The 25192-nt window shown below is 55.2% G+C and carries 20 protein-coding genes; 7 read left to right on the forward strand and 13 right to left on the reverse strand.

Annotation, left to right across the window (positions count from 1 at the left end):
* Nucleotides 1-59: 59 nt before the first annotated feature.
* On the reverse strand, nucleotides 60-3335 hold the full coding sequence (locus KO1_RS09670) for a DUF5107 domain-containing protein (RefSeq protein WP_024274560.1): 3276 nt from the start codon (nucleotides 3333-3335) through the stop codon (nucleotides 60-62).
* 112 nt (nucleotides 3336-3447) lie between these two features.
* Here KO1_RS09670 and KO1_RS09675 point away from each other — a divergent pair, with 112 nt between their 5' ends.
* Complete coding sequence (locus tag KO1_RS09675) at nucleotides 3448-4644, forward strand: ROK family transcriptional regulator (protein WP_017145536.1); 1197 nt, start codon at nucleotides 3448-3450, stop codon at nucleotides 4642-4644.
* 74 nt (nucleotides 4645-4718) lie between these two features.
* A complete protein-coding gene (locus KO1_RS09680; protein WP_024274561.1) occupies nucleotides 4719-5141 on the forward strand; it encodes a DoxX family protein in 423 nt (140 codons plus the stop codon).
* A 55-nt stretch (nucleotides 5142-5196) separates the two neighbouring features.
* On the opposite strand, the gene glyA is transcribed toward KO1_RS09680, so the two are convergent.
* Entirely contained in the window at nucleotides 5197-6450 is a 1254-nt protein-coding gene (gene glyA, locus KO1_RS09685) for a serine hydroxymethyltransferase (protein ID WP_004104543.1), read from the reverse strand.
* Nucleotides 6451-6775: 325 nt separating this feature from the next.
* On the opposite strand from glyA, the gene hmpA reads away from it, so the two are divergent.
* Complete coding sequence (gene hmpA, locus KO1_RS09690; RefSeq protein ID WP_064406911.1) at nucleotides 6776-7966, forward strand: NO-inducible flavohemoprotein; 1191 nt, start codon at nucleotides 6776-6778, stop codon at nucleotides 7964-7966.
* 58 nt (nucleotides 7967-8024) lie between these two features.
* Here the strand turns inward: hmpA and glnB are convergent, their stop codons facing one another.
* The 5 genes from glnB to purL all read right to left on the reverse strand — a co-directional run bounded on the left by glnB (nucleotide 8025) and on the right by purL (nucleotide 16466).
* Nucleotides 8025-8363, reverse strand: a complete 339-nt coding sequence (glnB, locus tag KO1_RS09695; RefSeq protein WP_002914032.1) for a nitrogen regulatory protein P-II — start codon at nucleotides 8361-8363, stop codon at nucleotides 8025-8027.
* Nucleotides 8364-8428: 65 nt separating this feature from the next.
* On the reverse strand, nucleotides 8429-9766 hold the full coding sequence (gene glrR, locus KO1_RS09700; RefSeq protein WP_064344215.1) for a two-component system response regulator GlrR: 1338 nt from the start codon (nucleotides 9764-9766) through the stop codon (nucleotides 8429-8431).
* A complete protein-coding gene (qseG, locus tag KO1_RS09705; RefSeq protein WP_004114463.1) occupies nucleotides 9753-10457 on the reverse strand; it encodes a two-component system QseEF-associated lipoprotein QseG in 705 nt (234 codons plus the stop codon). Before qseG ends, glrR begins: the two co-directional genes overlap by 14 nt.
* A gap of 13 nt (nucleotides 10458-10470) precedes the next feature.
* The gene (locus KO1_RS09710) at nucleotides 10471-11907 is read right to left on the reverse strand and encodes a sensor histidine kinase (RefSeq protein WP_094298922.1); all 1437 of its coding nucleotides are present in this window, start codon (nucleotides 11905-11907) and stop codon (nucleotides 10471-10473) included.
* 671 nt (nucleotides 11908-12578) lie between these two features.
* Nucleotides 12579-16466 carry a phosphoribosylformylglycinamidine synthase gene (gene purL, locus KO1_RS09715; RefSeq protein ID WP_064406918.1) on the reverse strand — a complete coding sequence of 1296 codons (3888 nt, stop codon included), beginning with the start codon at nucleotides 16464-16466 and terminating at the stop codon, nucleotides 12579-12581.
* Nucleotides 16467-16640: 174 nt separating this feature from the next.
* On the opposite strand from purL, the gene mltF reads away from it, so the two are divergent.
* Complete coding sequence (mltF, locus tag KO1_RS09725; RefSeq protein WP_032705131.1) at nucleotides 16641-18257, forward strand: membrane-bound lytic murein transglycosylase MltF; 1617 nt, start codon at nucleotides 16641-16643, stop codon at nucleotides 18255-18257.
* On the opposite strand, the gene tadA is transcribed toward mltF, so the two are convergent.
* Both tadA and yfhb read right to left on the reverse strand, forming a co-directional pair.
* Entirely contained in the window at nucleotides 18254-18760 is a 507-nt protein-coding gene (tadA, locus tag KO1_RS09730) for a tRNA adenosine(34) deaminase TadA (RefSeq protein ID WP_016809506.1), read from the reverse strand. The genes mltF and tadA overlap by 4 nt on opposite strands.
* Before the next feature lie 58 nt (nucleotides 18761-18818).
* Nucleotides 18819-19454: a phosphatidylglycerophosphatase C gene (yfhb, locus tag KO1_RS09735; protein ID WP_004104558.1), complete on the reverse strand. Its 636-nt coding sequence runs from the start codon at nucleotides 19452-19454 to the stop codon at nucleotides 18819-18821.
* Between the two features lie 209 nt (nucleotides 19455-19663).
* On the opposite strand from yfhb, the gene KO1_RS09740 reads away from it, so the two are divergent.
* Nucleotides 19664-20512, forward strand: coding sequence for a MurR/RpiR family transcriptional regulator (locus KO1_RS09740; protein ID WP_004104559.1), 849 nt, complete (start codon nucleotides 19664-19666; stop codon nucleotides 20510-20512).
* Nucleotides 20513-20550: 38 nt separating this feature from the next.
* Here KO1_RS09740 and KO1_RS09745 read toward each other — a convergent pair whose 3' ends face one another.
* Nucleotides 20551-21468 carry an oxidoreductase gene (locus KO1_RS09745; RefSeq protein WP_016809504.1) on the reverse strand — a complete coding sequence of 306 codons (918 nt, stop codon included), beginning with the start codon at nucleotides 21466-21468 and terminating at the stop codon, nucleotides 20551-20553.
* Between the two features lie 21 nt (nucleotides 21469-21489).
* Complete coding sequence (locus KO1_RS09750; RefSeq protein WP_004104562.1) at nucleotides 21490-22686, reverse strand: L-lactate MFS transporter; 1197 nt, start codon at nucleotides 22684-22686, stop codon at nucleotides 21490-21492.
* A 116-nt stretch (nucleotides 22687-22802) separates the two neighbouring features.
* On the opposite strand from KO1_RS09750, the gene KO1_RS09755 reads away from it, so the two are divergent.
* Together KO1_RS09755 and KO1_RS09760 are read left to right on the forward strand one after the other, a co-directional pair.
* On the forward strand, nucleotides 22803-23729 hold the full coding sequence (locus KO1_RS09755) for a LysR family transcriptional regulator (RefSeq protein WP_024274564.1): 927 nt from the start codon (nucleotides 22803-22805) through the stop codon (nucleotides 23727-23729).
* Between the two features lie 37 nt (nucleotides 23730-23766).
* Complete coding sequence (locus KO1_RS09760) at nucleotides 23767-24027, forward strand: YfhL family 4Fe-4S dicluster ferredoxin (RefSeq protein ID WP_023321435.1); 261 nt, start codon at nucleotides 23767-23769, stop codon at nucleotides 24025-24027.
* A 45-nt stretch (nucleotides 24028-24072) separates the two neighbouring features.
* On the opposite strand, the gene acpS is transcribed toward KO1_RS09760, so the two are convergent.
* Nucleotides 24073-24453: a holo-ACP synthase gene (gene acpS / locus KO1_RS09765; RefSeq protein ID WP_004104568.1), complete on the reverse strand. Its 381-nt coding sequence runs from the start codon at nucleotides 24451-24453 to the stop codon at nucleotides 24073-24075.
* Nucleotides 24453-25184 carry a pyridoxine 5'-phosphate synthase gene (gene pdxJ, locus KO1_RS09770; protein ID WP_024274565.1) on the reverse strand — a complete coding sequence of 244 codons (732 nt, stop codon included), beginning with the start codon at nucleotides 25182-25184 and terminating at the stop codon, nucleotides 24453-24455. The genes acpS and pdxJ overlap by 1 nt, the downstream gene beginning before the upstream one ends.
* Between the last annotated feature and the right edge of the window lie 8 nt (nucleotides 25185-25192).

Here is a 25192-nt window from a genome sequence, read left to right on the forward strand (position 1 = left end):
TATAAGGGAAACGCAGGGAACAGTAGGGTACAGGCGAGCCAGGCCCGCCCATTTGAGGTTCAGGAAAAAATGCCGCTTTGCAGGGCATGACGAATCAAATGCGCCTTATCATGAGCCGGGTTCAGTTGCAGAAGCCGCTGCATCGCCTGCTGGCTGGCGGATACATTCCCCAGCCCCAGATGGCCCAGCGCTTCAATAAACAAGCAGTGCTGCTGATGTTGCTGCTGCGCTGAGACATCAAGCACCACCAAATCCGGAAGAGAGACGGCAAAAAAGTCGGCTTGCGGAACGTCATCCCGATGCTGCCCGGCCCAGGTGATAAAATTCTGGAAGTGCTGCTCGGCCTGCGCCGGGTTACCGCTCTTACGCAGCGCGATGCCCTGCCAGAAAAGGTAATCAGCGGGCTGATCGTTGTAGTAACGCCCGGCGTCCAGCGTTGAGCCTCCTTGTAGGGCAAGCTGATAATATTCCTCTGCCTGCTGCGCATCCCCAGCCTGTTCCGTGCAGTAGCCCAGCAAATACCAGATATCGTTGTCCGTCTGCCCGGGCAGTCGCCCCTCCCCCAGATTATCGGGATAGCGTAATGCGTCTTTCAGACAGTCCGCAGCCTGCCTAAACGCCTCGCGTTCAATAAACTGCAAAGCCCGATGCAGCTGATTGAGCAAATACTGACCGGTGATTTTCCCTTCCCCGCCTTCCCAGGGATGAAACACGCGCGTACCGAGAATAGCGGCGGCATCGGCATAATGGCCGGAAGCATTCCACAGGCTTAGCAGCTCAGCGGTCAGATCGTCCCGCTTCAGCACCACCGATTTGCGCGCCGCCAGCTTCTCCAGTCGTTCGTTTACCGGCGTACCCAGTGATTTTTGCAGAAAATCAAGCTCAAAGAGGAAGCGCGCGTTTTCGGGCTCAAGCTCTACGGCGCGCTGTAGATAAGCCAGCGCCTGCGCTGCATCTTGTTGTTTGTTCCAGGCGTAAACCCCGAGCAGGCGATGAGCGGGCGCATAGTCGGGTGATTTTGCCAGCGTCTCGCGCCAGCAACTGACCGCCTCTTCATAGCGTCGTTTGCTGTACCAGAAGCAACCGAGCAGATAGCGGGCGAAAGCGCTGTCGCTCAGGGTTTGCAGCATCTGAACTTCATCGAGCGTATTGGGGAAACGCACTTTTTGCGGATGGCAGCGCTCGGCTTCGGCAATCAACCATTGCCGTTTATTTGCGTCATCGCTTAACGAGGCTCGCCACAGCATCGGCAGCGCTTCCTGGCAATCCAGCACCTCAAGCATCTCTTTCGCCGCCTGCTTCTGTCCGATAGAAAGCAGCCAGCCCGCCAGCAGGCTGCCGTTGATCCCTCTGCGCCCCGTTACCCGCAGTAGGTTCTCTCGCGCTTCGTCGCTGGGCTCAATCATCCAGCGCGCGCAGTGCAGCGGATAGCTCAACGGGTATTGTTTAAGACAGGCGAAAATATACTCCTGCGCCGCTTTCGTCCGCCCGCTGTCCGCTAACGCCAGCGCTTTCAGCCCCATAGCCAGATGGTTGCTGGCGTTGAACTGCAGACTGGTGTTGACCTTTTCCAGCGCGTCGGCCGTATCACCACGCTTCATCGCCAGCCTTGCCAGCGCCCACCATGCAGCATCGCGGCAGTTACCGCTCCAGGATGCTTTGTAATAGTGATCCCAGGCGCCTTGTTCATCTCCCTGCCTTTCCAGCGCGCTGGCAAGCAGCATACTGGCTTCGCCATCGCGCGGATTTTTATTCAGACGATGGGCGCGAAGTAGCGCGGCGCGGGAGCATTGCTCCGCTAAAACCCAGTCGGCCTGGTTAAACGCCAGCGTCCCGAGGGCAACATTATTGCGATAATCCTGCGGATCGAGGGCTATCGCCCGGCGATAGTAATCTGCGGCATAGCGGCTGGCGTGATTGTATTGTTCAAGATGCTGGCCGATAAAATAGAGCTCATCACCGTTGTGAATCTCTTCCGGCATCGCTGGCGCTGAGGCCGGTTCGGGCAGCGGCGTCTGCTGAGTAATATGTTCGTGATAATCCAGTAGCACTTGCTTGTCTGCACTTTTCACCTTGATGGTCAAGCGACCGACGTCATGTTCCGGCAGCGTATGCCGCCAACTCTCGCCGGGCTTCAGCGTAAGCTGAGTTTCATACAGCGGCTGCTGTTCAGCACTGAGTTCAACAACGATATTTTCCAGCGGCGCAATGGCGTAAACGCCGAGCTGTAGCTGCTCAGACTCGCGAACCAGCTTCAGCGCCAGCTGCGTATTGGCATTTTGCACCATTCCCAGCTCGCTATAGGGAAGGAAATTTTGCACAAAAATCTTCTCTTCATAAGGCGCAAGCCAGGTAAAGTCAGGCTGGTTATCGGTGTAGACGCCAGTCATCAGCTCAATATAAGGGCCATTTTCGTCGGTCAGATTGCGGTCCCATGCCTGGCCAAAGTCGCCATAGCCCCAGCTCCACTGTTTTTTGCCCGGAGAGATGTGATGATCGGCAACATGCAGTAGCCCACCGCGCTCGTCATGGTGATAAGCGCCGACAAAATCGTAATCCGATTTCTCCGCCATATACGAGGTGGGCACAGGAACGTTTTTATAACGGGAGATATCGACGCCCGCAGAATAGTCGACTTTGTAGTAGGTACCGGTGGCAATAGGGAAAGCGGAAACATCGCGCTTGCCGTGATCGAACACGGCGGTGACGTCGGGCGGGAAAACGCTCTGGTGAGCATCGCCGCCTTTTACCGCCGGGTTGGCCCACCACAGGAAATGGCGCGGCGTGGCGTTACCATTAAAGACCTTACCGGTAATTTCAATCAGCGCGCGGTCAGGATAGAGAGTAAACCCGGTCATGACCTGCAAACCGCGCATGGGCTCCGCTTCCCCCATCCATACGGTCTGCACGCCGTTTTCCCCGCACTGGATCGAAAAGTCGACCGGCATAAAGGTCGTCGGGCGATGATGCTGCGGCCAGTTGAACTCGATACCGCCGGAGATCCATGGCCCCAGCAGCCCCACCAGGGCGGGCTTCACAACTTCATTGTAATACACGAAATCGCGCTGTTTAACCTTGTCATACGCCCGATGTATACGGCCGCCGAGTTCCGGTAACAGCATAATTCGAATGAAATCATTCTCCATCCATACTGCCTGATAATCGCGCATCTCACGTTCGCCGGTCAGGGTGTCAATCACGCCGTAGGGATAGACGTTACCTGAAGAACCTTGATAAACGCGTTTTTCCAGAAACATGGGGTTCGGATCCTCCGCCCCCGTTGTCCACGTAGGTAATGTAATTATTTCCTGCCAGACCTTAACCGAACCGTACATGACGCCTCCACTAAACAAAGTAAGGTAAAATTCGCTATGAGAGGAGTTTATATCGTCACTTAGCTGCTAAAATGCGCAATGCTCACGCAATAAAGTTAAGGGAGTTAAGTGTATGCAGCGTACCGGTTTAAATAATGCCCGGGTCAGACAGGCCAATAAATCCATTTTTTTGGCTCATCTCTGGCGGGAGAAGCAGCTGAGTAAATCCCAGCTTTCTCAGCTCACCGGACTCTCTATTCCGGCGGTGAGCAATATTCTTGAAGAGCTGCTCAGCGAGGGACTGATCGATCACTCCACGGAAAAAATGAGCAAACGCGGCGTGAACAGCGGAAGCTACCAGATCCCCGCGCGCGGAGCCTGGACGCTATGCATGAATATTACGCCGACCAGTATTGAGTATCAGCTTGCCGATGCCCGTCTACTGGCGGTTGACGGCCACCAGCATTTGCCCATCGATGCCCCTACGCCGCAGGCCCTTCTGGAGGCCATCGTGGAATGCTGGCGGCGTATCCACCGCCTCTACCCGCAGCACAGCATCAATCTCGCCCTTGGCGTCCATGGTCAGGTTGATCCGATCACCGGCGTTTCACAAACCATGCCCCAGGCGCGCTGGAAAACGCCGATTGAAATAAAGTATCTGCTGGAAGAACAGCTCGGCGTGCAGGTACGGGTAGATAATGACTGCGTGATGCTGGCGCTGGCGGAGAAATGGCAGCATCCGGGCCCACAACCGGATTTTTGCGTGATCAACGTCGATTACGGTATTGGATCATCGTTTGTGATTAACGATCAGATTTATCGAGGAAGCCTCTACGGCAGCGGGCAGATTGGACACACGATTGTGAACCCTGACGGCAAAGCCTGCGACTGCGGGAGATATGGCTGTCTTGAAACCGTAGCCTCCCTCAGCGCGTTGAAAAAACAGGCGCGGATGTGGCTTAAAACCCAGCCTGAGGCGCAGCGATCTCCGGAGCAGTTAACCACGGCATCGCTCATTGAGGCCTGGGAACAGGGAGACGTGCATATTCGCGCATGGGTTGATAACGCCGCCAACGCTATTGGCTTAAGTCTTTATAATTTCTTAAATATTTTGAATATTAACCAGATCTGGCTATACGGTCGCAGCTGTGCTTTTGGCGAACAGTGGCTGGAGAGTATCGTCAAACAAACCGGCTTTAATCCGTTTGACCACGGCGATACGCCGAGAGCGCATGCCACCCAAATCGGTTTTGGCACACTGACCCGCGCTCAGCAGCTGATGGGGATCGGTTATCTGTATGTTGAGGAGCAACTGCAGACGCTGCGTTAATCGTCAGGGGGACGTGGCGGAGCGCAAATTTGTGTATTACGTTTAAATCACACGTCTCTCATAACGAGCTGATCATGAACACTCTACGCTACTTTGACTTTGGTTCCTCCCGCTCTCTGCTGCTGCTGATTGCGCGTATCGCGGTAGTGGTGCTGTTTATTCTTTTCGGTTATCCCAAGCTGCTCGGCTTTAGCGGCACGGTGCAGTATATGGCCTCCTCCGGCGCGCCGATGCCAACGCTTGCGGCCATCATTGCCATTATTATGGAGGTGCCGGCGGCCATTTTAATTGTGCTGGGCTTTTTCACCCGCCCGCTGGCGGTGATCTTTATTTTTTATACTCTTGGCACCGCGGTGATTGGCCATCACTACTGGAATATGTCCGGCGATGCGGTACTACCGAACATGATTAACTTCTGGAAAAACGTCAGTATTGCCGGAGCCTTCCTGCTGCTGGCAATAACCGGGCCCGGAGCGATTTCGCTCGACCGCCGCTAATCAACAGGCACAAAAAAGGCCGCATCAGCGGCCTTTTTTAGCTCAACGCTAACGCTTACGCATAGACCGGGAAGCGTGCGCAGATATCCAGCACTTTACCCTTCACGCGCTCAATGACCGCTTCGTCATTGATGTTGTCCAGCACGTCGCACATCCAGCCGGCCAGCTCTTTGACTTCTGCTTCCTTAAAGCCGCGACGGGTCACCGCCGGAGAACCGATACGGATACCGGAGGTCACAAACGGGCTCTTCGGATCGTTCGGCACGCTGTTTTTGTTGACGGTGATGTTGGCGCGGCCCAGGGCTGCGTCAGCTTCTTTACCGGTCAGGTTTTTATCGACCAGATCCAGCAGGAAAAGATGGTTTTCAGTGCCGCCGGAAACCACTTTGTAGCCGCGGTTCAGGAACACTTCGACCATCGCTTTAGCGTTTTTCGCTACCTGCTGCTGGTAAACTTTGAACTCTGGCTCCATCGCTTCTTTCAGCGCGACGGCTTTCGCCGCGATAACGTGCATCAGCGGGCCGCCCTGGGCGCTCGGGAATACGGCAGAGTTCAGTTTTTTGTACAGCTCTTCGCTGCCGCCTTTCGCCAGGATCAGGCCGCCGCGCGGACCAGCCAGGGTTTTGTGGGTGGTGGTGGTCACGACGTGAGCATGCGGAACCGGGTTCGGGTAAACGCCTGCGGCGATCAGACCGGCAACGTGAGCCATATCGACGAACAGGTATGCGCCGATGCTGTCAGCGATTTCACGCATTTTTGCCCAGTCAACCACGCCGGAATAAGCCGAGAAACCACCGATAATCATCTTCGGTTTATGTTCCTGAGCCTGCTTAGCCATATCGTCATAGTCAATTTTACCGGACTCATCGATACCGTAAGGGATGATGTTGTACAGTTTGCCAGAGAAGTTGACCGGAGAGCCGTGAGTCAAGTGGCCACCTTGCGCCAGGTTCATACCCAGAACGGTATCGCCCGGCTGCAGCAGAGCGGTATAGACCGCGAAGTTCGCCTGGGAGCCGGAGTGCGGCTGCACGTTAGCGTAGTCAGCGCCGAACAGTTCTTTAGCGCGGTCAATCGCCAGCTGCTCTACGATATCGACGTATTCACAGCCGCCGTAGTAGCGCTTGCCCGGGTATCCTTCAGCGTATTTGTTGGTCAGCTGAGAGCCCTGCGCCTGCATTACGCGCGGGCTGGTGTAGTTTTCGGAGGCGATCAGTTCGATGTGCTCTTCCTGACGTACTTTTTCTTGCTCCATAGCCTGCCACAGTTCGGCATCATAATCGGCAATGTTCATTTCACGCTTTAACATCCGCATCTCCTGACTCAGCTAACAATAAAATTTCGGCCTAAAAAGGCGGTCCACCTGGACAACGGCCCACAGTATAACTGAATCATTCTGCGATAACAGGTCTTGACAAAGGATTTTACGCAAACGATTGGCTCCGCATTACACAAGGCTTTGAGCAATAAAGCACATTCGATTATCAACGGATTTCTTTTCAGGTTTGTGATGCAAATAATTCATGTTGTAACTGTCTTAAGGTAAAGCGTTAAAGAACCATTTACAAAGCAGGGTTATTTTTATAAGATGCATTTAATATGCATCATTAAGATAACTTATAAAGGAAGCTGCTATGCTCGACGCCCAGACCATCGCTACGGTGAAAGCCACCATCCCCCTGCTGGTTGAAACCGGTCCAAAACTGACCGCTCATTTTTACGACCGCATGTTTGCTCACAATCCCGAATTAAAAGAAATCTTCAATATGAGCAATCAGCGCAACGGCGACCAGCGCGAGGCGCTGTTCAACGCGATTGCCGCCTATGCCAGCAATCTCGAGAACCTGCCCGCCCTGCTGCCGGCGGTAGAGAAAATCGCCCAGAAGCACACCAGCTTCCAGATTCAACCCGAGCAGTACAATATTGTTGGTACTCACCTGCTGGCGACCCTCGATGAGATGTTCAGTCCGGGCCAGGAAGTACTGGATGCCTGGGGCAAGGCCTACGGGGTGCTGGCCAACGTCTTTATTAATCGTGAAGCGCAAATCTATAACGAAAGCGCCAGCAAAACCGGCGGCTGGGAAGGCACCCGCGCATTCCGCATCGTCAAAAAAACGCTGCGCAGCGCGCTGATTACCAGCTTTGAATTTGAGCCGGTCGACGGCGGCGCGGTAGCGGAATATCATCCAGGCCAGTATCTGGCGGTCTGGCTGAAGCCGGAAGGTTTTCCGCATCAGGAAATTCGCCAGTACTCTTTGACCCGCAAACCCGACGGTAGAGGCTATCGTATCGCGGTTAAACGTGAAAACGGCGGCCAGGTTTCAAACTGGCTGCATGATTCAGCGAAAGAAGGCGACGTGATTTATCTGGCCGCGCCGGCCGGTGATTTCTTCCTCAACGTGGCGCCGGAAACCCCGGTCACGCTGCTCTCCGGCGGCGTCGGTCAGACGCCGATGCTGGCGATGCTGGATGTGCTGGCAAAAGCGCAGCATCCGGCGCAGGTGAACTGGTTCCATGCGGCAGAGAACGGCGACGTACACGCCTTCTCGGACGAAGTTAAAACGCTGGGTGAAACGCTGCCGAAGTTTACTTCTCACGTCTGGTACCGCAGCCCGAGCGAAGCGGACCGTGAATCCGGCGCGTTTGATAGTGAAGGTTTGATGGATTTAACGGCGCTGGCCGACAAGATCGGCGACCCGCAAATGCAGTTCTATCTCTGCGGCCCGGTGGCGTTTATGCAGTTTGCCGCGAAGCAGCTGGTAGATCTGGGCGTGAGCAGCGGCAACATTCATTATGAGTGCTTCGGCCCGCACAAGGTGCTGTAAACGGAGCGATAAATGCAGGCGGCCCGGAAATTGCCGGACCGCCATCCGGTTTGACAGCTTAAATCGCCGCGTCGTCTTCTTCGCCGGTACGGATACGAATCACGCGCGCGACATCAAAGACAAAGATCTTACCGTCGCCGATTTTGCCGGTCTGCGCCGTACGGATAATGGTATCCACGCAAGTGTCGACGATATCATCGGTAACAACGATTTCGATTTTCACTTTCGGCAGAAAATCGACCATATACTCCGCGCCGCGATACAGCTCGGTATGCCCCTTCTGACGGCCAAAGCCTTTCACTTCCGTTACCGTCATACCGGTGATGCCGACTTCGGCCAGCGCTTCACGCACGTCATCCAGTTTGAAGGGTTTAATAATCGCATCAATCTTTTTCATGGTGTTCCTGTTTTAGTCGCGTAACCGGTTGCTAACCGTATCATAACTTGCGCCACCATCCGGAGCTACTCTTTAAAGTCGTTAGCGTCGAGCTCGTGGCGCGACAGCAGCTTATAAAATTCGGTGCGATTGCGCCCGGCCATCCGGGCCGCATGCGTGACGTTCCCTTTGGTAATTTGCAGCAGCTTGCGCAGGTAATTGAGCTCAAACTGATTCCGCGCTTCGACAAACGTCGGCAGCGCGGTGTTTTCCCCTTCCAGCGCCTGCTCTACCAGGGCGTCGCTAATGACCGGCGAAGAGGTCAGCGCCACGCACTGCTCAATCACGTTCACCAGCTGGCGCACGTTGCCCGGCCATTTAGCGGCCATCAGCCGCTTCATCGCATCCGTGGAAAATGCGCGGACAAAAGGTTTATGGCGATCGGCAGACTGGCGCAGCAGATGGTTCGCCAGCAGCGGAATATCTTCCGTACGCTCAGCCAGCGGCGGGATTTTCAGACTCACCACGTTGAGACGATAGAACAGATCTTCACGAAATTCGCCTCGCGCCATGGCCTTCGGCAGGTCGCGATGGGTCGCAGAAATAATCCGCACATCAATATCGATATCGCGATTGCTGCCCAGCGGGCGCACTTTACGTTCCTGCAGAACGCGCAGCAGTTTCACCTGTAGCGCAACCGGCATATCGCCAATTTCATCAAGAAACAGGGTCCCGCCTTCCGCGGCCTGGAATAGCCCCTCGCGATTGCTGACTGCGCCGGTAAAAGCGCCACGCGCGTGGCCGAACAATTCTGACTCCAGCAACTGTTCGGGAAGCGCGCCGCAGTTAATGGCGACAAAAGGTTTATCGCGGCGCGGGCTGGCGTTATGAATTGCCTGGGCGACAATCTCCTTGCCGGTACCGCTCTGGCCGTTAATCAGCACGCTGACGTCCGACTGCGCCACCATCCCGGCCTGCTCCAGCAGTCGCTCCATCAGCGGGCTACGGGTCACAATCGCCTGACGCCAGCGCTCGTCGGTGGTTGGCGCACTCTGCTCCAGCGCGTCATCAATCGCTTTATAAAGGGCGTCTTTATCCACCGGCTTGGTGAGAAAGCTAAACACGCCCTGCTGGGTCGCGGCAACGGCGTCCGGAATGGAACCGTGCGCGGTGAGAATAATCACCGGCATCCCCGGCTGAACCTTCTGGATTTCGCTGAACAACTGGAGTCCGTCCATCTCGTCCATCCGCAGGTCGCTGACCACCAGATCGACCTTGTCGCGGCTCAGCGTGCGCAGCGCCTCCGGCCCGCTCTCGGCGGTCAGTACGCTATACCCTTCGCTGACCAGACGCATACCCAGCAGCTTCAGCAGCCCCGGATCGTCGTCCACTAATAGCAGACGGGCGGGTTTACGGATCGTCATGAATCACCTCCGGGACTTTATCGCCGCCGTGCCCGGCGTCAGAGCTGAAGTTCCCGCCGGGTTTACGGCTGGAGAGCTGACGCTCGATATCGGTGAGATTCTCCAGCTTGCGGGTCGTCAGTTCGAGCTGACTGCGTAGCTCAATTTCCTGCTGTCGCAGCGTCTCCAGCTCCGCATCGTTTGACTGCTGCAGTTTGGCGTAGCGGGAACGCTCGTCAATCAGCTGAAGCTGCCGGCCCTGAGCATCGCGCCAGAGCTGATAGAGCGGGCGCACCTGAGGGGCGATTTGCGGGCTGAAGCTATCCAGACTGGCGACCAGTTCCCGGCGCTCGTTAGGCGTAATTTTGGCATCAGCCAGTAAAATGCCGCGCTTAAAGGCATCCTGCCAGCTGTCGCCGCTGTGCAGCCGGGCCTCCGCCCGCGCCTGCACCGGAGCAAGACGATCGGCGCAGTCAATTCCACGCAGCCAGTAGAGCGGATTTTTGTCGCTGGCTTCGCTTTGCAGATTCCAGATATCAGCGCACTCCACCGAAAGAAAATCGGCGACCTGATGCTGCGGCAGCGCGGAGAGCGTTTTGCCATCCGCGGCGTGTGGTGATGTAGAGGCGGAACATCCCGCCAGCGCCAGGCAGGAAATGCCTGACAGCAGCCATCCCCTGAGGGGACGGACAAATGCGAAGAAGTGGGACATATTCACCCGATAGTTAGACGTTATTTTTTCCAGACTCGGCGACGGGGAGCGTGATACGAAAACAGATTAGCCCTGACTTCTCATCAACCAGGCTCAGCTCGCCCTGCATTTGCCGTACGCAGTCGCGGGCAATGCTCAGCCCCAGACCGCTGCCTTTTACCGCCCCTTTACGCTGGTGGCTTCCCTGATAAAAAGGCTCAAAAATCATGTTTCTTTCTGCGGACGGGATCGGCTCGCCGTCGTTAATGACGTCAATGCGCACCTGCTCGCCGTGCCGATAGCTATGGATTCGAATGTTACCGGATTCAGCACCATAGTGCACCGCATTGGAGTAGAGATTATCCAGTACACTCACCAGCAGAGCGGGCTCCGCTTCGCAAAAACGCTCGCTGAGCAACAGTTCGGTATGCATCATTTTAGCTCTTGCCGGCAGGCTATGGGCAGAAACCACATTTTCCACCAGTTCGGCCAGGTTGACCGTCTCGCGCGCAATCGGGCCATCGGCCTGTTTGCGGTTATAGTCCAGCAGTTGCTCAATCAGCTTTTGCAGGTTGCGGCTGCTGTTATCCAGAATCTCCACGATCTCCTGCTGCTCGGGCGTCAGCGGCCCGGCCACCCGGTCAGCGAGCAGTTCCGTCCCTTCGCGCATGCTGGCCAGCGGCGTTTTCAGCTCATGGGAAAGATGGCGCAGGAACTGATGGCGCTGGGATTCCAGCCAGGCAAGGCGTTCGCTCAGCCAGATAATGCGTTTACCGACGGAGCGCAGCTCGCGCGGGCCGGTAAACAGCGCGGCATCGTCCAGCGATTTCCCCTCGCCCAGTCGGTTGATCATTCTTTCAATGCCCTTTACCGGGCCGATAATCATGCGGGTGAACAGCAGCACCAGCGCCAGGCTGAGCAGGAACAGCACCAGCGCCTGCCAGCCGAAGAACTGGCCGCGCTCGGCGATTTCCTGCTGCAGCTGCTGTCCACGCGAATAGACCACCGTCCGGGTTGCCTGGACCATGTCGCTATTGGCGGAAGCAAACGCTTCCAGGCTGACTGCTGACTTCGCCGCCGGGCCGCTATTTTTACACTGCAGCTCGGCCAGATCGTCGAGATCCTGACGCAGCGCCTGCCAGATTTTTTCATCAGGCAGAACGCCCGCGTGAGCGTCAAGCATTTCGCTGTAGCGTTGGCGTTGATTTTGATAGACCCGCGCCAGCGTCGGATCGTCCAGCACGCAGTATTGCCGGTAGCTACGCTCCATTTCCAGCGACGCGTTAATCATCGCCTCGCTGCGGCGGGCGTCGATAAGGGTGGTGCGATTAATATGCGCCGCCTGGGCGCTGAGGGCGTTAAGGCTTTGCCACGCCTGCCATGCCAGCACCAGCAGCGGAAGCAGGATCAGCACGAAGGATAGCGTGACCAGCTGGCGCAGCGAACGGGGGAAAAGGGAGAGTCGCTTCACGGATAGGGTCTCAATCATTAGCTCACTACGATGCTACCTGAATATACCCAATATACTCTATGGATTTTGAGTTACAGGAAGGCGGCAAAGCTGAGAATCCCCGGGAGCTTACTCAAGTAAGTGACCGGGGTGAACAGATGCGGCCAACGCACCTGTAGCACAAAAGACGACGAGTATAATAAAGCCAGGCTACGGGAGCCTGGCTTTATTAAGAAATGAGGCGGTGCCTTACTCGACGTTTCGCCCGATGACTGATAAAGCAGAGCTGTTATCAGGAGTTGGACGGCAGGCACCTGTTTGTGCGTCATTCGAAGTTTATGTAGCGCGTCCCGAAGGGGCTGACATAAGAAGGTGAATGAGCCACTGGTTATAATTATGCACGAACTATGCCACATCTCAAAACATTTTATTAACACAATGAAATATAATGTCTTTTTACTATTTATGGGCACGGATGATGATGGTCGCTTTTTGTACAAAGTGTCGCTGATTAGCAACATCGGGTGAATGATTCAGTGATGCCTTTATGAATCAATAAGTTAAATGTCACCTTTTGACGACACCACCATAGCGCGTTTGTCGGCGATCCCCGACACCTGCTTTCGAAGTACCCCACAAATAAAAAAGCCCCCTGCGTGGGCAGGAGGCTTAATTCGATTTGTAAACGATTTTTAGCCCAGCTGTTTACGCGCGTTGCGGAAAATACGCATCCACGGGCTGTCTTCGCCCCAGTTTTCCGGGTGCCAGGAGTTCGACACGGTGCGGAACACGCGTTCCGGGTGCGGCATCATGATGGTCGCGCGCCCGCTTTCGCTGGTTACCGCAGTGATACCGTTCGGCGAACCATTCGGGTTGGCCGGATAGTTTTCCGTCACCTTACCGAAGTTATCGACGAAGCGCAGCGCCACCAGGCCTTTACTTTCCAGCTGCGCCAGATGCGCGCCATCGCGAACCTCCACCTGCCCTTCACCGTGGGATACGGCAATCGGCATCATCGATCCCACCATACCCTGCAGCAGCAGAGACGGGCTCTGCGTCACTTCAACCAGGCTGAAGCGCGCTTCAAAGCGGTCAGACTGATTACGCACAAAGCGCGGCCACAGGTCGCTGCCCGGGATCAGCTCGCGCAGATTAGACATCATCTGGCAGCCGTTGCACACGCCCAGCGCCAGGGTCTGCGGACGATGGAAGAAGGTGGCAAACTCGTCGCGAACCCGCTCATTGAACAGAATCGATTTCGCCCAGCCTTCACCGGCGCCTAAAACGTCACCGTAGGAGAAGCCGCCGCAGGCCACCAGCGCCTGGAAATCAGCAAGACCGGTACGGCCCGCCAGCAGGTCGCTCATGTGCACGTCGATGGCATCAAAGCCGGCGCGATGGAACGCCGCGGCCATTTCTACATGGGAGTTCACGCCCTGCTCACGCAGCACCGCGACCTTCGGACGCGCGCCGGTGGCAATATAAGGCGCAGCGATATCCTCATTGATATCAAAGGAGAGCTTCACGTTGAGCCCTGGATCGGCATCGTTGGCTTTCGCCTCGTGCTCCTGGTCAGCGCATTCCGGGTTATCGCGCAGACGCTGCATTTGCCAGGTGGTTTCTGCCCACCACATGCGCAGCGTGGTGCGGCTTTCGCTGAATACCGGATGACCGTCGGCCTCGATGACGAAGCGATCGCTCGCCGTAGCCTGGCCAATATAGTGAACGCAATCCGCCAGGCCATGAGCGGCCAACGTGGCTTCCACGGCCTGAAGATCGGCGGCACGAACCTGAATGACGCCGCCAAGCTCTTCGTTAAACAGCGCGGCCAGGCGATCCTCGCCGAGCGCGGCGATATCAACGTTGACGCCGCAGTGGCCGGTAAAGGCCATCTCGGCCAGGGTGACCAGCAGACCGCCGTCGGAACGGTCGTGCCAGGCCAGCAGCTTATCTTCAGCCACCAGCGCCTGCATTGCGTCCCAGAAGCCTTTCAGCTGCGCGACATCGCGAACGTCGGCAGTCACATCGCCAAGCTGACGATAAACCTGCGCCAGCGCGGTCGCGCCCAGCGCATTGTTCCCCTTGCCTAAATCAATCAGCAGCAGGGCGTTGTCTTCGGTGGAGAGCTGTGGGGTGACGGTACGGCGTACGTCTTCCACGCGGGCAAAGGCGGAAATCACCAGAGACAGCGGAGAAGTCATCTCGCGCTGTTCAGCCCCTTCCTGCCAGCGGGTTTTCATCGACATGGAGTCTTTACCCACCGGAATAGTCAGTCCCAGAGCCGGACAGAGCTCTTCGCCCACCGCTTTTACCGCTTCATATAAACCGGCGTCTTCGCCCGGGTGACCGGCAGCGGCCATCCAGTTTGCCGACAGCTTCACGCGATTGAGCGCGCCAATCTGCGTCGCCGCGATGTTGGTCAGCGCCTCGCCAACAGCCAGACGGGCGGAGGCGGCGAAGTCCAGCAGCGCCACCGGCGCACGTTCGCCAATGGACATCGCTTCGCCGTAGTAGCTATCGAGGCTGGCGGTGGTGACCGCACAGTTAGCCACCGGAACCTGCCACGGCCCCACCATCTGATCGCGCGCCACCATACCGGTGACGGTGCGATCGCCAATGGTGACGAGGAAGGTTTTCTCCGCGACCGTCGGCAGGTGCAGCACGCGATTCACCGCGTCGGCAATCGTGATGCCCTGGCGTTGCAGACTCTGGCCCTGCGCTTTCAACGTCTGCACGTCACGGGTCATTTTCGGCGTTTTGCCCAGCAGCACGTCAAGCGGCAGGTCGATCGGACGATCGTCAAAGTGGGCATCATCAAGGCTCAGATGCAGCGCTTCGGTTGCTTCGCCAATCACCGCGTACGGCGCGCGTTCGCGGCGGCACAGCTCATCAAACAACGGCAGTTGCTCAGGCGCGACCGCCAGCACATAACGTTCCTGCGATTCGTTACACCAGATCTCCAGCGGGCTCATGCCCGGCTCATCGCTGAGGATATCGCGCAGCTGGAATTTACCGCCGCGTCCGCCGTCGCTGACCAGCTCAGGCATGGCGTTCGACAGACCGCCAGCGCCGACATCGTGGATAAACAAAATCGGGTTGGCGTCGCCCAGCTGCCAGCAGCGGTCGATAACCTCCTGGCAACGACGTTCCATCTCCGGGTTATCGCGCTGTACGGAGGCGAAATCGAGGTCGGCATCGGACTGGCCGGAGGCCATTGAAGAGGCCGCGCCGCCGCCGAGACCGATGTTCATTGCCGGACCGCCGAGAACAATCAGCTTCGCGCCGACGACAATTTCGCCCTTCTGCACGTGTTCGCCGCGAATGTTGCCAATTCCGCCCGCCAGCATAATGGGCTTATGGTAGCCGCGCAGCTCTTCGCCGTTGTGGCTGGTTACCTTCTCTTCATAGGTACGGAAATAGCCGTTGAGCGCCGGACGACCAAATTCGTTGTTAAACGCCGCGCCGCCCAGCGGACCTTCAGTCATGATATCCAGCGCGGTAACGATACGATCCGGTTTGCCGAAATCTTCTTCCCACGGCTGTTCAAACCCCGGAATCCGCAGGTTGGAAACCGAGAAACCCACCAGACCGGCTTTTGGCTTCGCCCCGCGTCCGGTGGCGCCTTCATCGCGAATTTCGCCGCCGGAACCTGTCGCCGCGCCCGGCCACGGAGAGATCGCCGTCGGGTGGTTATGGGTTTCGACCTTCATCAGAATATGCGCGTCTTCCTGGTGGAAGTCGTAGCGACCGGTTGCGTGGTCGGCAAAGTAGCGCCCCACGGCTGAACCTTCCATTACCGCGGCGTTGTCTTTATAAGCAGACAGCACGTAGTCCGGGGTTTTCTCGAAGGTGTTTTTGATCATTTTGAACAGCGACTTCGGCTGCTTTTCGCCATCGATGACCCAGTCGGCGTTAAAAATCTTGTGTCGGCAGTGCTCGGAGTTAGCCTGCGCGAACATATAGAGTTCGATATCGTTCGGGTTGCGGCCCAGCGTCTGGAAAGCATCCTGCAGATAGTCAATTTCGTCATCCGCCAGCGCAAGCCCCAGACGGAGGTTGGCGTCAATCAGCGCCTGACGCCCCAGGCCCAGCAGGTCAACGCTGGTGACCGGCGTTGGCTGATGATGGGCAAACAGTTTTTCACCCTCTTCCAGCGCGCCGAAAACGCTTTCCATCATGCGGTCATGAAGTTCGGCCGCCACCAGCGACCACTGTTCATCGTTCAGGCTGCTGGCTTCGACGTAATACGCGACGCCGCGCTCAAGGCGCACAATCTGAGACAGGCCGCAGTTATGGGCGATGTCGGTAGCTTTAGAAGACCAGGGAGAGATGGTGCCGGGACGGGGAGTAACGAGCAGTAGCTTGCCGGTTGGGGTATGGCTGCTTAAGTTCGGGCCATACTTGAGCAACCTTGCCAGACTCTCGCGATCGTTGTCGCTGAGCGGGGCGCTAAGGTCGGCAAAATGAACGTACTCGGCATATATCGTGCTGACCGGAAGGTTGGCCGCCTGGAAACGTGCCAGCAGTTTATTGATACGGAATGCCGACAGTGCAGGTGAACCACGCAAAATTTCCATCATAAGTCTCTCGTCTTCGAAGCTTTCATGGTGAGCCAGGGGGGAAACGGGCGCCATTATAGTGAATCCTGCGCCCCGACGAAACCGTTTGCGTAGAAATAAAATGATTGCCAGGGTTTATCAATAAATGTGACCCTCCTCGCGAATAAGTTGCCAACTGGCGCATTCTTAAGCAAAATGCCGCTCATTCCACGACAACCTTTTACTTATTCTGGTCATAGTCTGCTGAGGAACCCGAAGCTGCAGAAGATTAACTATCTGAAAAAATTAAAGATTAATTATCTGCTCATCGGCATTGTGACTCTCCTGCTGGCGGCTGCCCTGTGGCCGTCTCTCCCGTGGATGGGTAAGCCGGAAAACCGCGTGGCCGGGATCATGGCGCGCGGAGAACTGCGTATCAGCACCATTAATTCGCCAATGACCTTCGCGACCATTAACGATCGGACCTACGGTTTTGATTATGAGCTGGCGCAGCAGTTTGCCGACTACCTCGGCGTCGAGCTAAAAGTCACCGTCAGGCAGAATATCAGCCAGCTGTTTGATGACCTCGATGAAGGCAAAGCCGATATGCTGGCTGCCGGCCTGGTCTACAATTCCGAACGGGTGAAGAACTATCAGGTCGGGCCAACCTACTACTCCGTTTCGCAACAGCTGGTTTATCGCAAAGGCAGCCTGCGTCCGCGCAGCCTGGCAAATCTTACCGCCGACCAGTTGGCGATTGCTCCCGGACACGTGGCGATTAACGATCTTCAGGCCCTAAAAAAGCAAAAATACCCCGATCTCGACTGGCGCGTGGACGAGAAACGCGGGACGACGGCGCTGATGCAGGCGGTTATTGATGGCAAACTCGACTATACCGTTGCTGATTCGGTCGCCGTCAGCCTGTTCCAGCGCGTCCATCCGGAGCTGGCCGTCGCGCTTGATATCAGCGACGAGCAGCCGGTCACCTGGTTTAGCGAAAAAGGTGAGGACAACTCCCTGCCGGCAGCAATGCTCGATTTCTTCAATAATATTAACGAGGACGGCACACTGGCGAGGCTGGAGGAGAAATACCTTGGTCACGGCAACGATTTTGATTATGTAGACACCCGTACCTTCCTGCGCGCCGTGGAAAGCGTGCTCCCGGACCTGCAGCCAATGTTTGAAAAATATGCCCGTCAGATAGACTGGCGGCTTCTGGCGGCTATCTCATGGCAGGAATCGCACTGGGATCCGCAGGCCACCTCCCCGACCGGCGTTCGCGGCATCATGATGCTGACCCGCAATACCGCTCAAAGTCTGGGCTTGACCGATCGTACCGACGCCGAGCAAAGCCTCGACGGCGGCATGCGTTATTTACAGGATATGATGAATAAAGTGCCGGAGTCGGTCCCGCAGGACGAACGCATCTGGTTTGCGCTGGCGGCTTACAATATGGGCTACGCGCATATGCTCGATGCAATGGCGCTGACGAAAAAGCAGAAAGGCAACCCGAATAGCTGGGCCGATGTGAAGCAGCGTCTGCCGCTGCTAAGCCAGAAAAACTACTACAGCCGGCTGAAGTACGGCTTTGCACGCGGCCACGAAGCCTACGCCTACGTCGAAAATATCCGTAAATATCATATCAGCCTCGTGGGCTATCTTTCTGAAAAAGAGAGAAAGGACGCCCAGATAGCGGCACTAGGCGAGCACTATCCGGCAGTCATGCCGGAGGAGCTGGGTAAGGAAGAGCAGTACGCTATGTCCTTTTTCAGCTTCCGCGCAGAAACGCTGGTGGACAACGCGAAGCTGAAAATCCCCGGTACGGGGCATTAACCTTCCGCTTGCCGGCTAGCTCGCTTCAGCGCTTTTTTCTCTTCGCGTCGCCAGCGGAAAAAATCGCTCAGCATGCCGGAACAGGCCTCAGCCAAAATACCTTCCGTTATCTCGACCCGATGGTTCATTCCCGGATGGTGCAGCACGTCGATGAGCGACCCGGCTGCGCCGGTTTTCGCATCTCTGGCGCCAAAAACCAGCCGAGAGATGCGACTATGGACCATCGCTCCGGCGCACATCACGCAGGGTTCAAGGGTAACGTACAGCGTTGCGTCAATCAGACGATAGTTTTGCTGCACCAGCCCGCCCTGACGCAGCGCCATAATTTCGGCGTGCGCGGTCGGATCGTGACGTCCGATTGGCCGATTCCAGCCTTCGCCGATGACCTGATGATTATGCACCAGTACCGCGCCGACCGGCACTTCGCCCTCTTCCCAGGCGCGTTTCGCCAGCGTCAGAGCGTGACGCATCCAGTATTCATCATTTAATTCATGGTCAGACAAAGCGGGCACTCCTGCAGAAAAGCGGGGCGCATTATACATGGACGTTATGTATTACACACTATTCTAACTGCTGAAGATCGCCCTGCGGCGTCACCCGCCAGCGGTGCTGGCAAAAATAGAGCAGCGGGTTATCCTGCTCGCTGTCGCTGTAGCCGCTGTACAATCGCAGCGGAGCGCCGATTTTTTGTTCCAGCTGCGCCACTTTTTCATTGCCGAGGCAGCGCAGGGTTAATCCCCAGCCGCCGCAACGACGCTCCATCCGGCTGGCGATCAGGTTCACTCGCGGCAGCCAGGGAGTATCAAAATAAACCTGCTCAACCAGCGACTGCGGCGAGCCGGTAATCAGCCAGACGTCCGCATCGGTGCTGGTCAGATAGTTGTTGAGCCGCGCCTGTACTACCGGGAACGCCGTGACGTGCTGGCGAAACCAGCGGGCGAAACTCGCCTCAAGGCGTTTCAGGTGACGCTCGCTGCGGCCAAAAGTTGACGCCCACAGCAGCAGGCTCATCGGCCAGCGCGCAGCGCGTCCGAACAGCATCAGCCCGGCGGCAATAACCGGTAATAAAGGAATCACCAGCAGGACATTTAGCGGCTGGTGGCGCAGGACATAGCGCAAAAAGCTGCCGAACATATCCTGCTGATGTAAGGTTCCATCCAGATCAAAGAAAACCACTCTCCGCGTACTGCTATTCAAAACCCACTCCCCTGAACGATCGCCTGATAACCAATAGCTTAGCAGTCTTAAGCTGCGAATAGCGAAAACATACGCTGTTGTTGAATCCGGATTAAGAAAACGCTTCTGCAGAGAAATCTGAAGCTCAGAATTTTTAATTCGCAGTAATCCTCTTATAATCGAATACAAAATTCTTTCAGTCGAGGGTGAAGCCGTCCTCCGGAGCCGCTATGAACTGTTTGACCCGTATTCGCCAGCGCTACCCAACGCTGGCCGCAAGCGATAAAAAACTGGCCGATTTCATTCTGGCCCAACCGGATAAAACCCGCCACCTTAGCTCACAACAGCTGGCGGGCGAAGCCGGGGTCAGCCAGTCAAGCGTAGTCAAATTTGCGCAGAAGATGGGTTTCAAAGGTTTTCCGGCATTAAAGCTGGCGTTAAGCGAAGCCCTGGCAAGCGCCCCTACGCCACAGTCCGTGCCGGTACATAATCAGATCCGCGGCGACGATCCTCTCCGTCTGGTAGGCGAAAAACTCATTAAAGATAATATCGCGGCCATGCACGCTTCGCTGGACGTCAACGCCGAAGAGAAGCTGTTCGAAGCCGTCACGCTATTGCGCCACGCCCGCCGGGTCATTATTACCGGTATCGGCGCGTCGGGGCTGGTGGCAAGAAACTTCAGCTGGAAGCTGATGAAAATCGGCATTAATGCCGTGTCAGAACAGGATATGCATGCGCTGCTGGCGACGGTACAGGCGATGTCGCCGGACGATCTGCTGTTGGCTATCTCCTACTCCGGTGAACGACGCGAGATCAACATGGCGGCTGGTGAAGCGTTACGAGTAGGAAGCCAGATCCTGGCGATCACCGGATTTAACCCTAACGCTCTTCAGCAACAGGCGACGCTGTGCCTGTATACCATAGCGGAAGAACAGGCTACGCGCAGCGCCGCGATCTCCTCTACCAGCGCGCAGATGATGCTGACCGATCTTCTGTTTATGGGACTGGTGCAGCAGGATCTTGAGCGTGCCCCGGAGCGGATTCGCCATAGCGAAGCGCTGGTGAAAAAGCTGGTTTGACAGAGGCTCTTTCGCACCATGCGAAAGAGCCTCTGGGTTTATTGCGCTTCTTTTGCGTGAATAAGCTGCGTCAGAAGCGTATTCACCGGCACGGGGATATTATTCTGCATGCCAATTCGCGCGATGGCGCCGTTTAAATAGTCAATTTCCGTAAGTCGCCCCTTTTGCAAATCCTGATACATAGAGGGATAGTGATGGCCGCTTTCGCGCGGGTCGAAGACCTTCTTCACCGTATTCATTACCATCTCTCCGCTCAACGGAATATTCTGGCTGGCGGCAACTAATACAAATTCATCCACCACCGCCTGCGCTAAATCTAATGCGCCCGGCAGTTGACCGAAGCCGCCGACATTACAGTCCAGCAGCGCGCAGTAGGTATTCATCACGCTATTAAAAGCCGCTTTCTTCCAGATCGATAAGAGTACGTCAGGGCTTATTTCAGCATTCAATCCGGCGCTATTGAGAACGGCAACGATATTTTCTTCCAGAGCGGCGTCCTGGCTGGCAACCGGTTGCAGTTCAATCGTTCCGGTACCGGTGGCCATAATATGCCCGGGGCCCTCCAGTTCACTGGACCATAGCGTCACGCCAGCATAAATTTTTTGCCGATCGACGTATTTCTCCAGGGTTTCAATATTTCCGAGGCCATTCGATAAAATCATGACGACCTTCGCGGCTGGCAGCAGCGGCTTAATATGCTGCAGCATGCGATCGAGCTGCATGGCTTTAGTAAACAGAATAATCAGCTCAAACTCCCCCTGCGATTCATCAGCCAGCATTGCCGAAATGGGGTAATACTGCTGGCTTACTTCCGTTTCGACAAACAGTCCGTTGCTGCATATGGCGTTGACATGTTCGTGCCAGCCATCGATAAGCGTCACGTCGTGCCCGGCCCCCAGCAGCATGTAGCCAAAACGACAGCCCATAGCCCCGGCGCCTGCGATTGCAATTTTCATCTTTATTTCCTTACGCTTTGATCAATGAATTTTGGCTAAAACCACTGCGATATATTTTTTGGTAATCAGGGTTAATACGACACCAATAAGCAATAGCGCCACGGTCAGGATAAATACCGTGTTGTAGCTTCCTGTGTATTTTGCAATGGCGGAGGTTACATACGGCGCAATAACTGCGCCGACGGCAAAGCCAAAATACATAAAGCCATAATTGAGTCCCTGATTGCGCATCCCAAAATTCTGACTGGTCAATCCGGGAAAGATAACTAATATACCCGCATAAGCAAAGCCCACGCCCAGAGCGCTGAAGTAGAATACCGCCGTATTACCATTAAAGAATAATAACAAGAGCATGCAGAGGCAGGTAAAAAGATAAACGATTATCAGTGTATTATATCCTCCAAGCTTATCGGTTAATCCCCCCCAGAATAAACGGCCAATAGAATTAAATATCGATACCAGACTGACAACCAAGGCGCCAGACAGTAAACCATACTGCATCATACCAATTTGCGCTGAACTTGAGCTGATGACCATTCCGGAGAAAACGCCCAAAGCCAGAATGACGAATAGCAGCCAAAAACGGAGATCCTTTAACATATGTCGAAAGTCTTTATCCAGTGGCGATGCTTTAATTTCGCCACTATCTTTCGCTGGCGCGCTACGAATAAAAAACTGAACAATGAAGATAACCACCAGATATACAATACCGAGATATAATAAGGCCCGGCTGACATCGTGCGTTTGCGTCATAAAATATTCAGCCAGGCGGGTGCAAAGTAACGTACCCACGCCAACTCCGGCCAGGACAATACCGCTGGCAAGACCTCGGCGATCGGGGAAAAACTTCAGAATATTATTCAGATTGCCGGTAAAAGCAAGGCCGGAACCGAGCCCTGCAATGACGCCATAGGTTAAGAATAGCATTGGCAAATTATCCACGAATCCGGATAGGATAAAGCCTAAGGAGAACAGGATACCGCCGATAACTATCGCCTGCTTGCCTTTACCATTATCGATCATTCTCCCACCCCAAATCATGGGTAAAGGAATGATCCCCATATTGATAGAGAATGCTAAAGCCAGCGTAGCCGGGTCCCAGTGATATTGCGCCATTAATGGCGTTTTAAAATAGCTAAAGGCGTAGACGCCTCCGAGTACAAAATTTATGCACACGTGGGCTGCAAGCATTCCCCAGCGGTTGATTGATGCTGTCATAATTATTCCTTTTTTAAAATGCACTGATCACAGTTTAAAAAAAGCAAAATAGGCAAACAATTTGGTATTTTTTATAATCGTTATAACAAAACTCAATCGATTGGTATCTGACCTTAATGAATATCAAGCAGCTGCACTCTTTTCTGATATTGTGCGATGAACGGCATTACGGCCGGGCAGCCGCACGCTTGTTTATTACTCAGCCATCATTAAGCCAGCAAATAAAACAACTTGAGTCATCACTCAAAACAATATTATTCTCACGAAGAGGGCGAGGTATTGAATTAACAAAAGCCGGAATTATATTGCAACAACACGCTAACAAAATAATGGTGGATCTGAAAAATGCAGAGAACGAACTTCTGCCTTATCAGAACCAGCAACGGGACACAATATCTATTGGCGTGTCAGGCAGCTATCTGGTTCTGCCCGCCTTTCGTAGCTTTATGGCGCACCATCCGGCGATCTCTTTAAATGTTAAGGAGTTCTCTACGGAGCAAACGATAAAAAAACTGACGGACAGCGCCGTCGATATTGGCATTGTTTACCGAACGCCCCTCCCCGCCCAGCTTAGCTCGACGATGCTATTTGAGGATGAAATTATCGCCGCCATTCCGCTTTCGCATCCTCTGGCGCAGTACGAGCGTATCGATCCACAGGATTTAAACGATCAATCCATTATAGTGCTCAATGATTCCCTGCTATTGAGAGGCATCATCACGACTGAATTTAATCACCGCAAGGTCGTTCCCAACATCATCTGCGAGCTGGATAACCACTATTCGTGCCTTGAATATGCTGAGGCCCAGATTGGTATCGCCTTTATTACCCGCTCGTTAACCCGTTTGTCCACGCCGAAAAACGTTCGTCTGGTTTCCCTGAATATTCCTGCGTTCTTTATTCCGGTGATGCTGGTGCATAGCAAAGACCTTTCGCTGGACAACGCGACTATCTGTCTGCTCAAGCAGATCAAAAATTTTTACACCGTTGAGGGCCAATCAGCGGTGGAAAAGAGCTGGCCCGAGCGAAAAATGGGCGTATAATGCCCGCCCTGTTTGTGTTGTTTCTGAGAAATTCCTGATGGCGCTGTTAATCACCGAAAAATGTATCAACTGCGATATGTGCGAGCCGGAGTGCCCGAATGAGGCGATATCCATGGGTGATAGCATTTATGAAATTAACAGCGATCGCTGCACCGAATGCGTCGGCCACTATGATACGCCAACCTGCCAGAAGGTGTGCCCGATCCCAAATACCATTCTGAAAGATCCGGCCCATAACGAGAATGAAGAGCAGCTGTGGGATAAGTTTGTCCTGCTGCACCACGTGGACAAACTGTGATATTGCCGGATGGCGGCGTTAACCGACCTCTCCGGCCTGTAACAATTAGCTTTCGATAATCACCGTGGCGCAGGCATAGTGACGCTCGTCGGCCAGCGTCACGTGAATGCTGCTTACGCCCATACGCTCCGCCAGACCCTTTGCCTCGCCCCACAATCGCAGCTTTGGCTTACCCAGCTCGTCGTTGTAAACCTCAAACTGATTGAACGCCAGCCCGTTGCGGATGCCGGTGCCAAGCGCCTTGGCCGCCGCTTCTTTAACGGCGAAACGCTTCGCCAGAAAACGGACCGGCTGCTGATGCTGTTCCCATATCGCCCATTCAAAATCGCTGAGTACGCGACGGGCAAGACGATCGCCGCTGCGGGCTATCACCGCGTCAATACGGGCAATTTCAACAATATCAGTACCCAGTCCGAGAATCGCCATCAGCCGCGAGCTTCCTGCATCAGACGCTTCATTTCCGCAACCGCTTCCTTCAGGCCGCTCATTACCGCCCGGCCAATAATCGCATGACCGATGTTCAGCTCGTGCATTTCCGGCAGCGCGGCAATAGCCTTAACGTTATGGTACGTCAGGCCGTGACCGGCGTTGACCTTCAGCCCCAGGCTCGCGGCATAGGTTGCCGCTTTGGCGATACGTTCCAGCTCTTTTGCCTGTCCGGCGTCCGTTTGCGCATCAGCATAGCAGCCGGTGTGAATTTCGATATAAGGCACGCCGACGTCCGCTGCGGCCTTAATTTGCGCGTGGTCAGCATCAATAAACAGGGAGACGAGGATACCGGCCTCGGCCAGACGCTTACAGGCATCGCGCATTTTATCGAGCTGCCCCGCCACATCCAGTCCGCCTTCGGTTGTCACTTCCTGACGTTTTTCCGGCACCAGGCAGCAGAAATGCGGTTGAGTCTCACAGGCAATCTTCAGCATCTCTTCCGTCACCGCCATCTCAAGGTTCATGCGGGTATCCAGAGTCTGGCGCAAAATACGCACGTCGCGATCGGTAATATGGCGGCGATCTTCGCGCAGATGAACGGTAATACCGTCAGCGCCTGCCTGCTCGGCGATAAAGGCCGCCTGTACCGGATCCGGATAAGCGGTACCGCGAGCGTTGCGTAATGTCGCTATGTGGTCAATGTTGACCCCTAACAGTAATTCAGCCATGACAATCC

This window comes from Klebsiella oxytoca NBRC 105695 (assembly GCF_001598695.1).
In the GTDB taxonomy this organism is placed as follows: Bacteria; Pseudomonadota; Gammaproteobacteria; order Enterobacterales; family Enterobacteriaceae; genus Klebsiella; species Klebsiella oxytoca.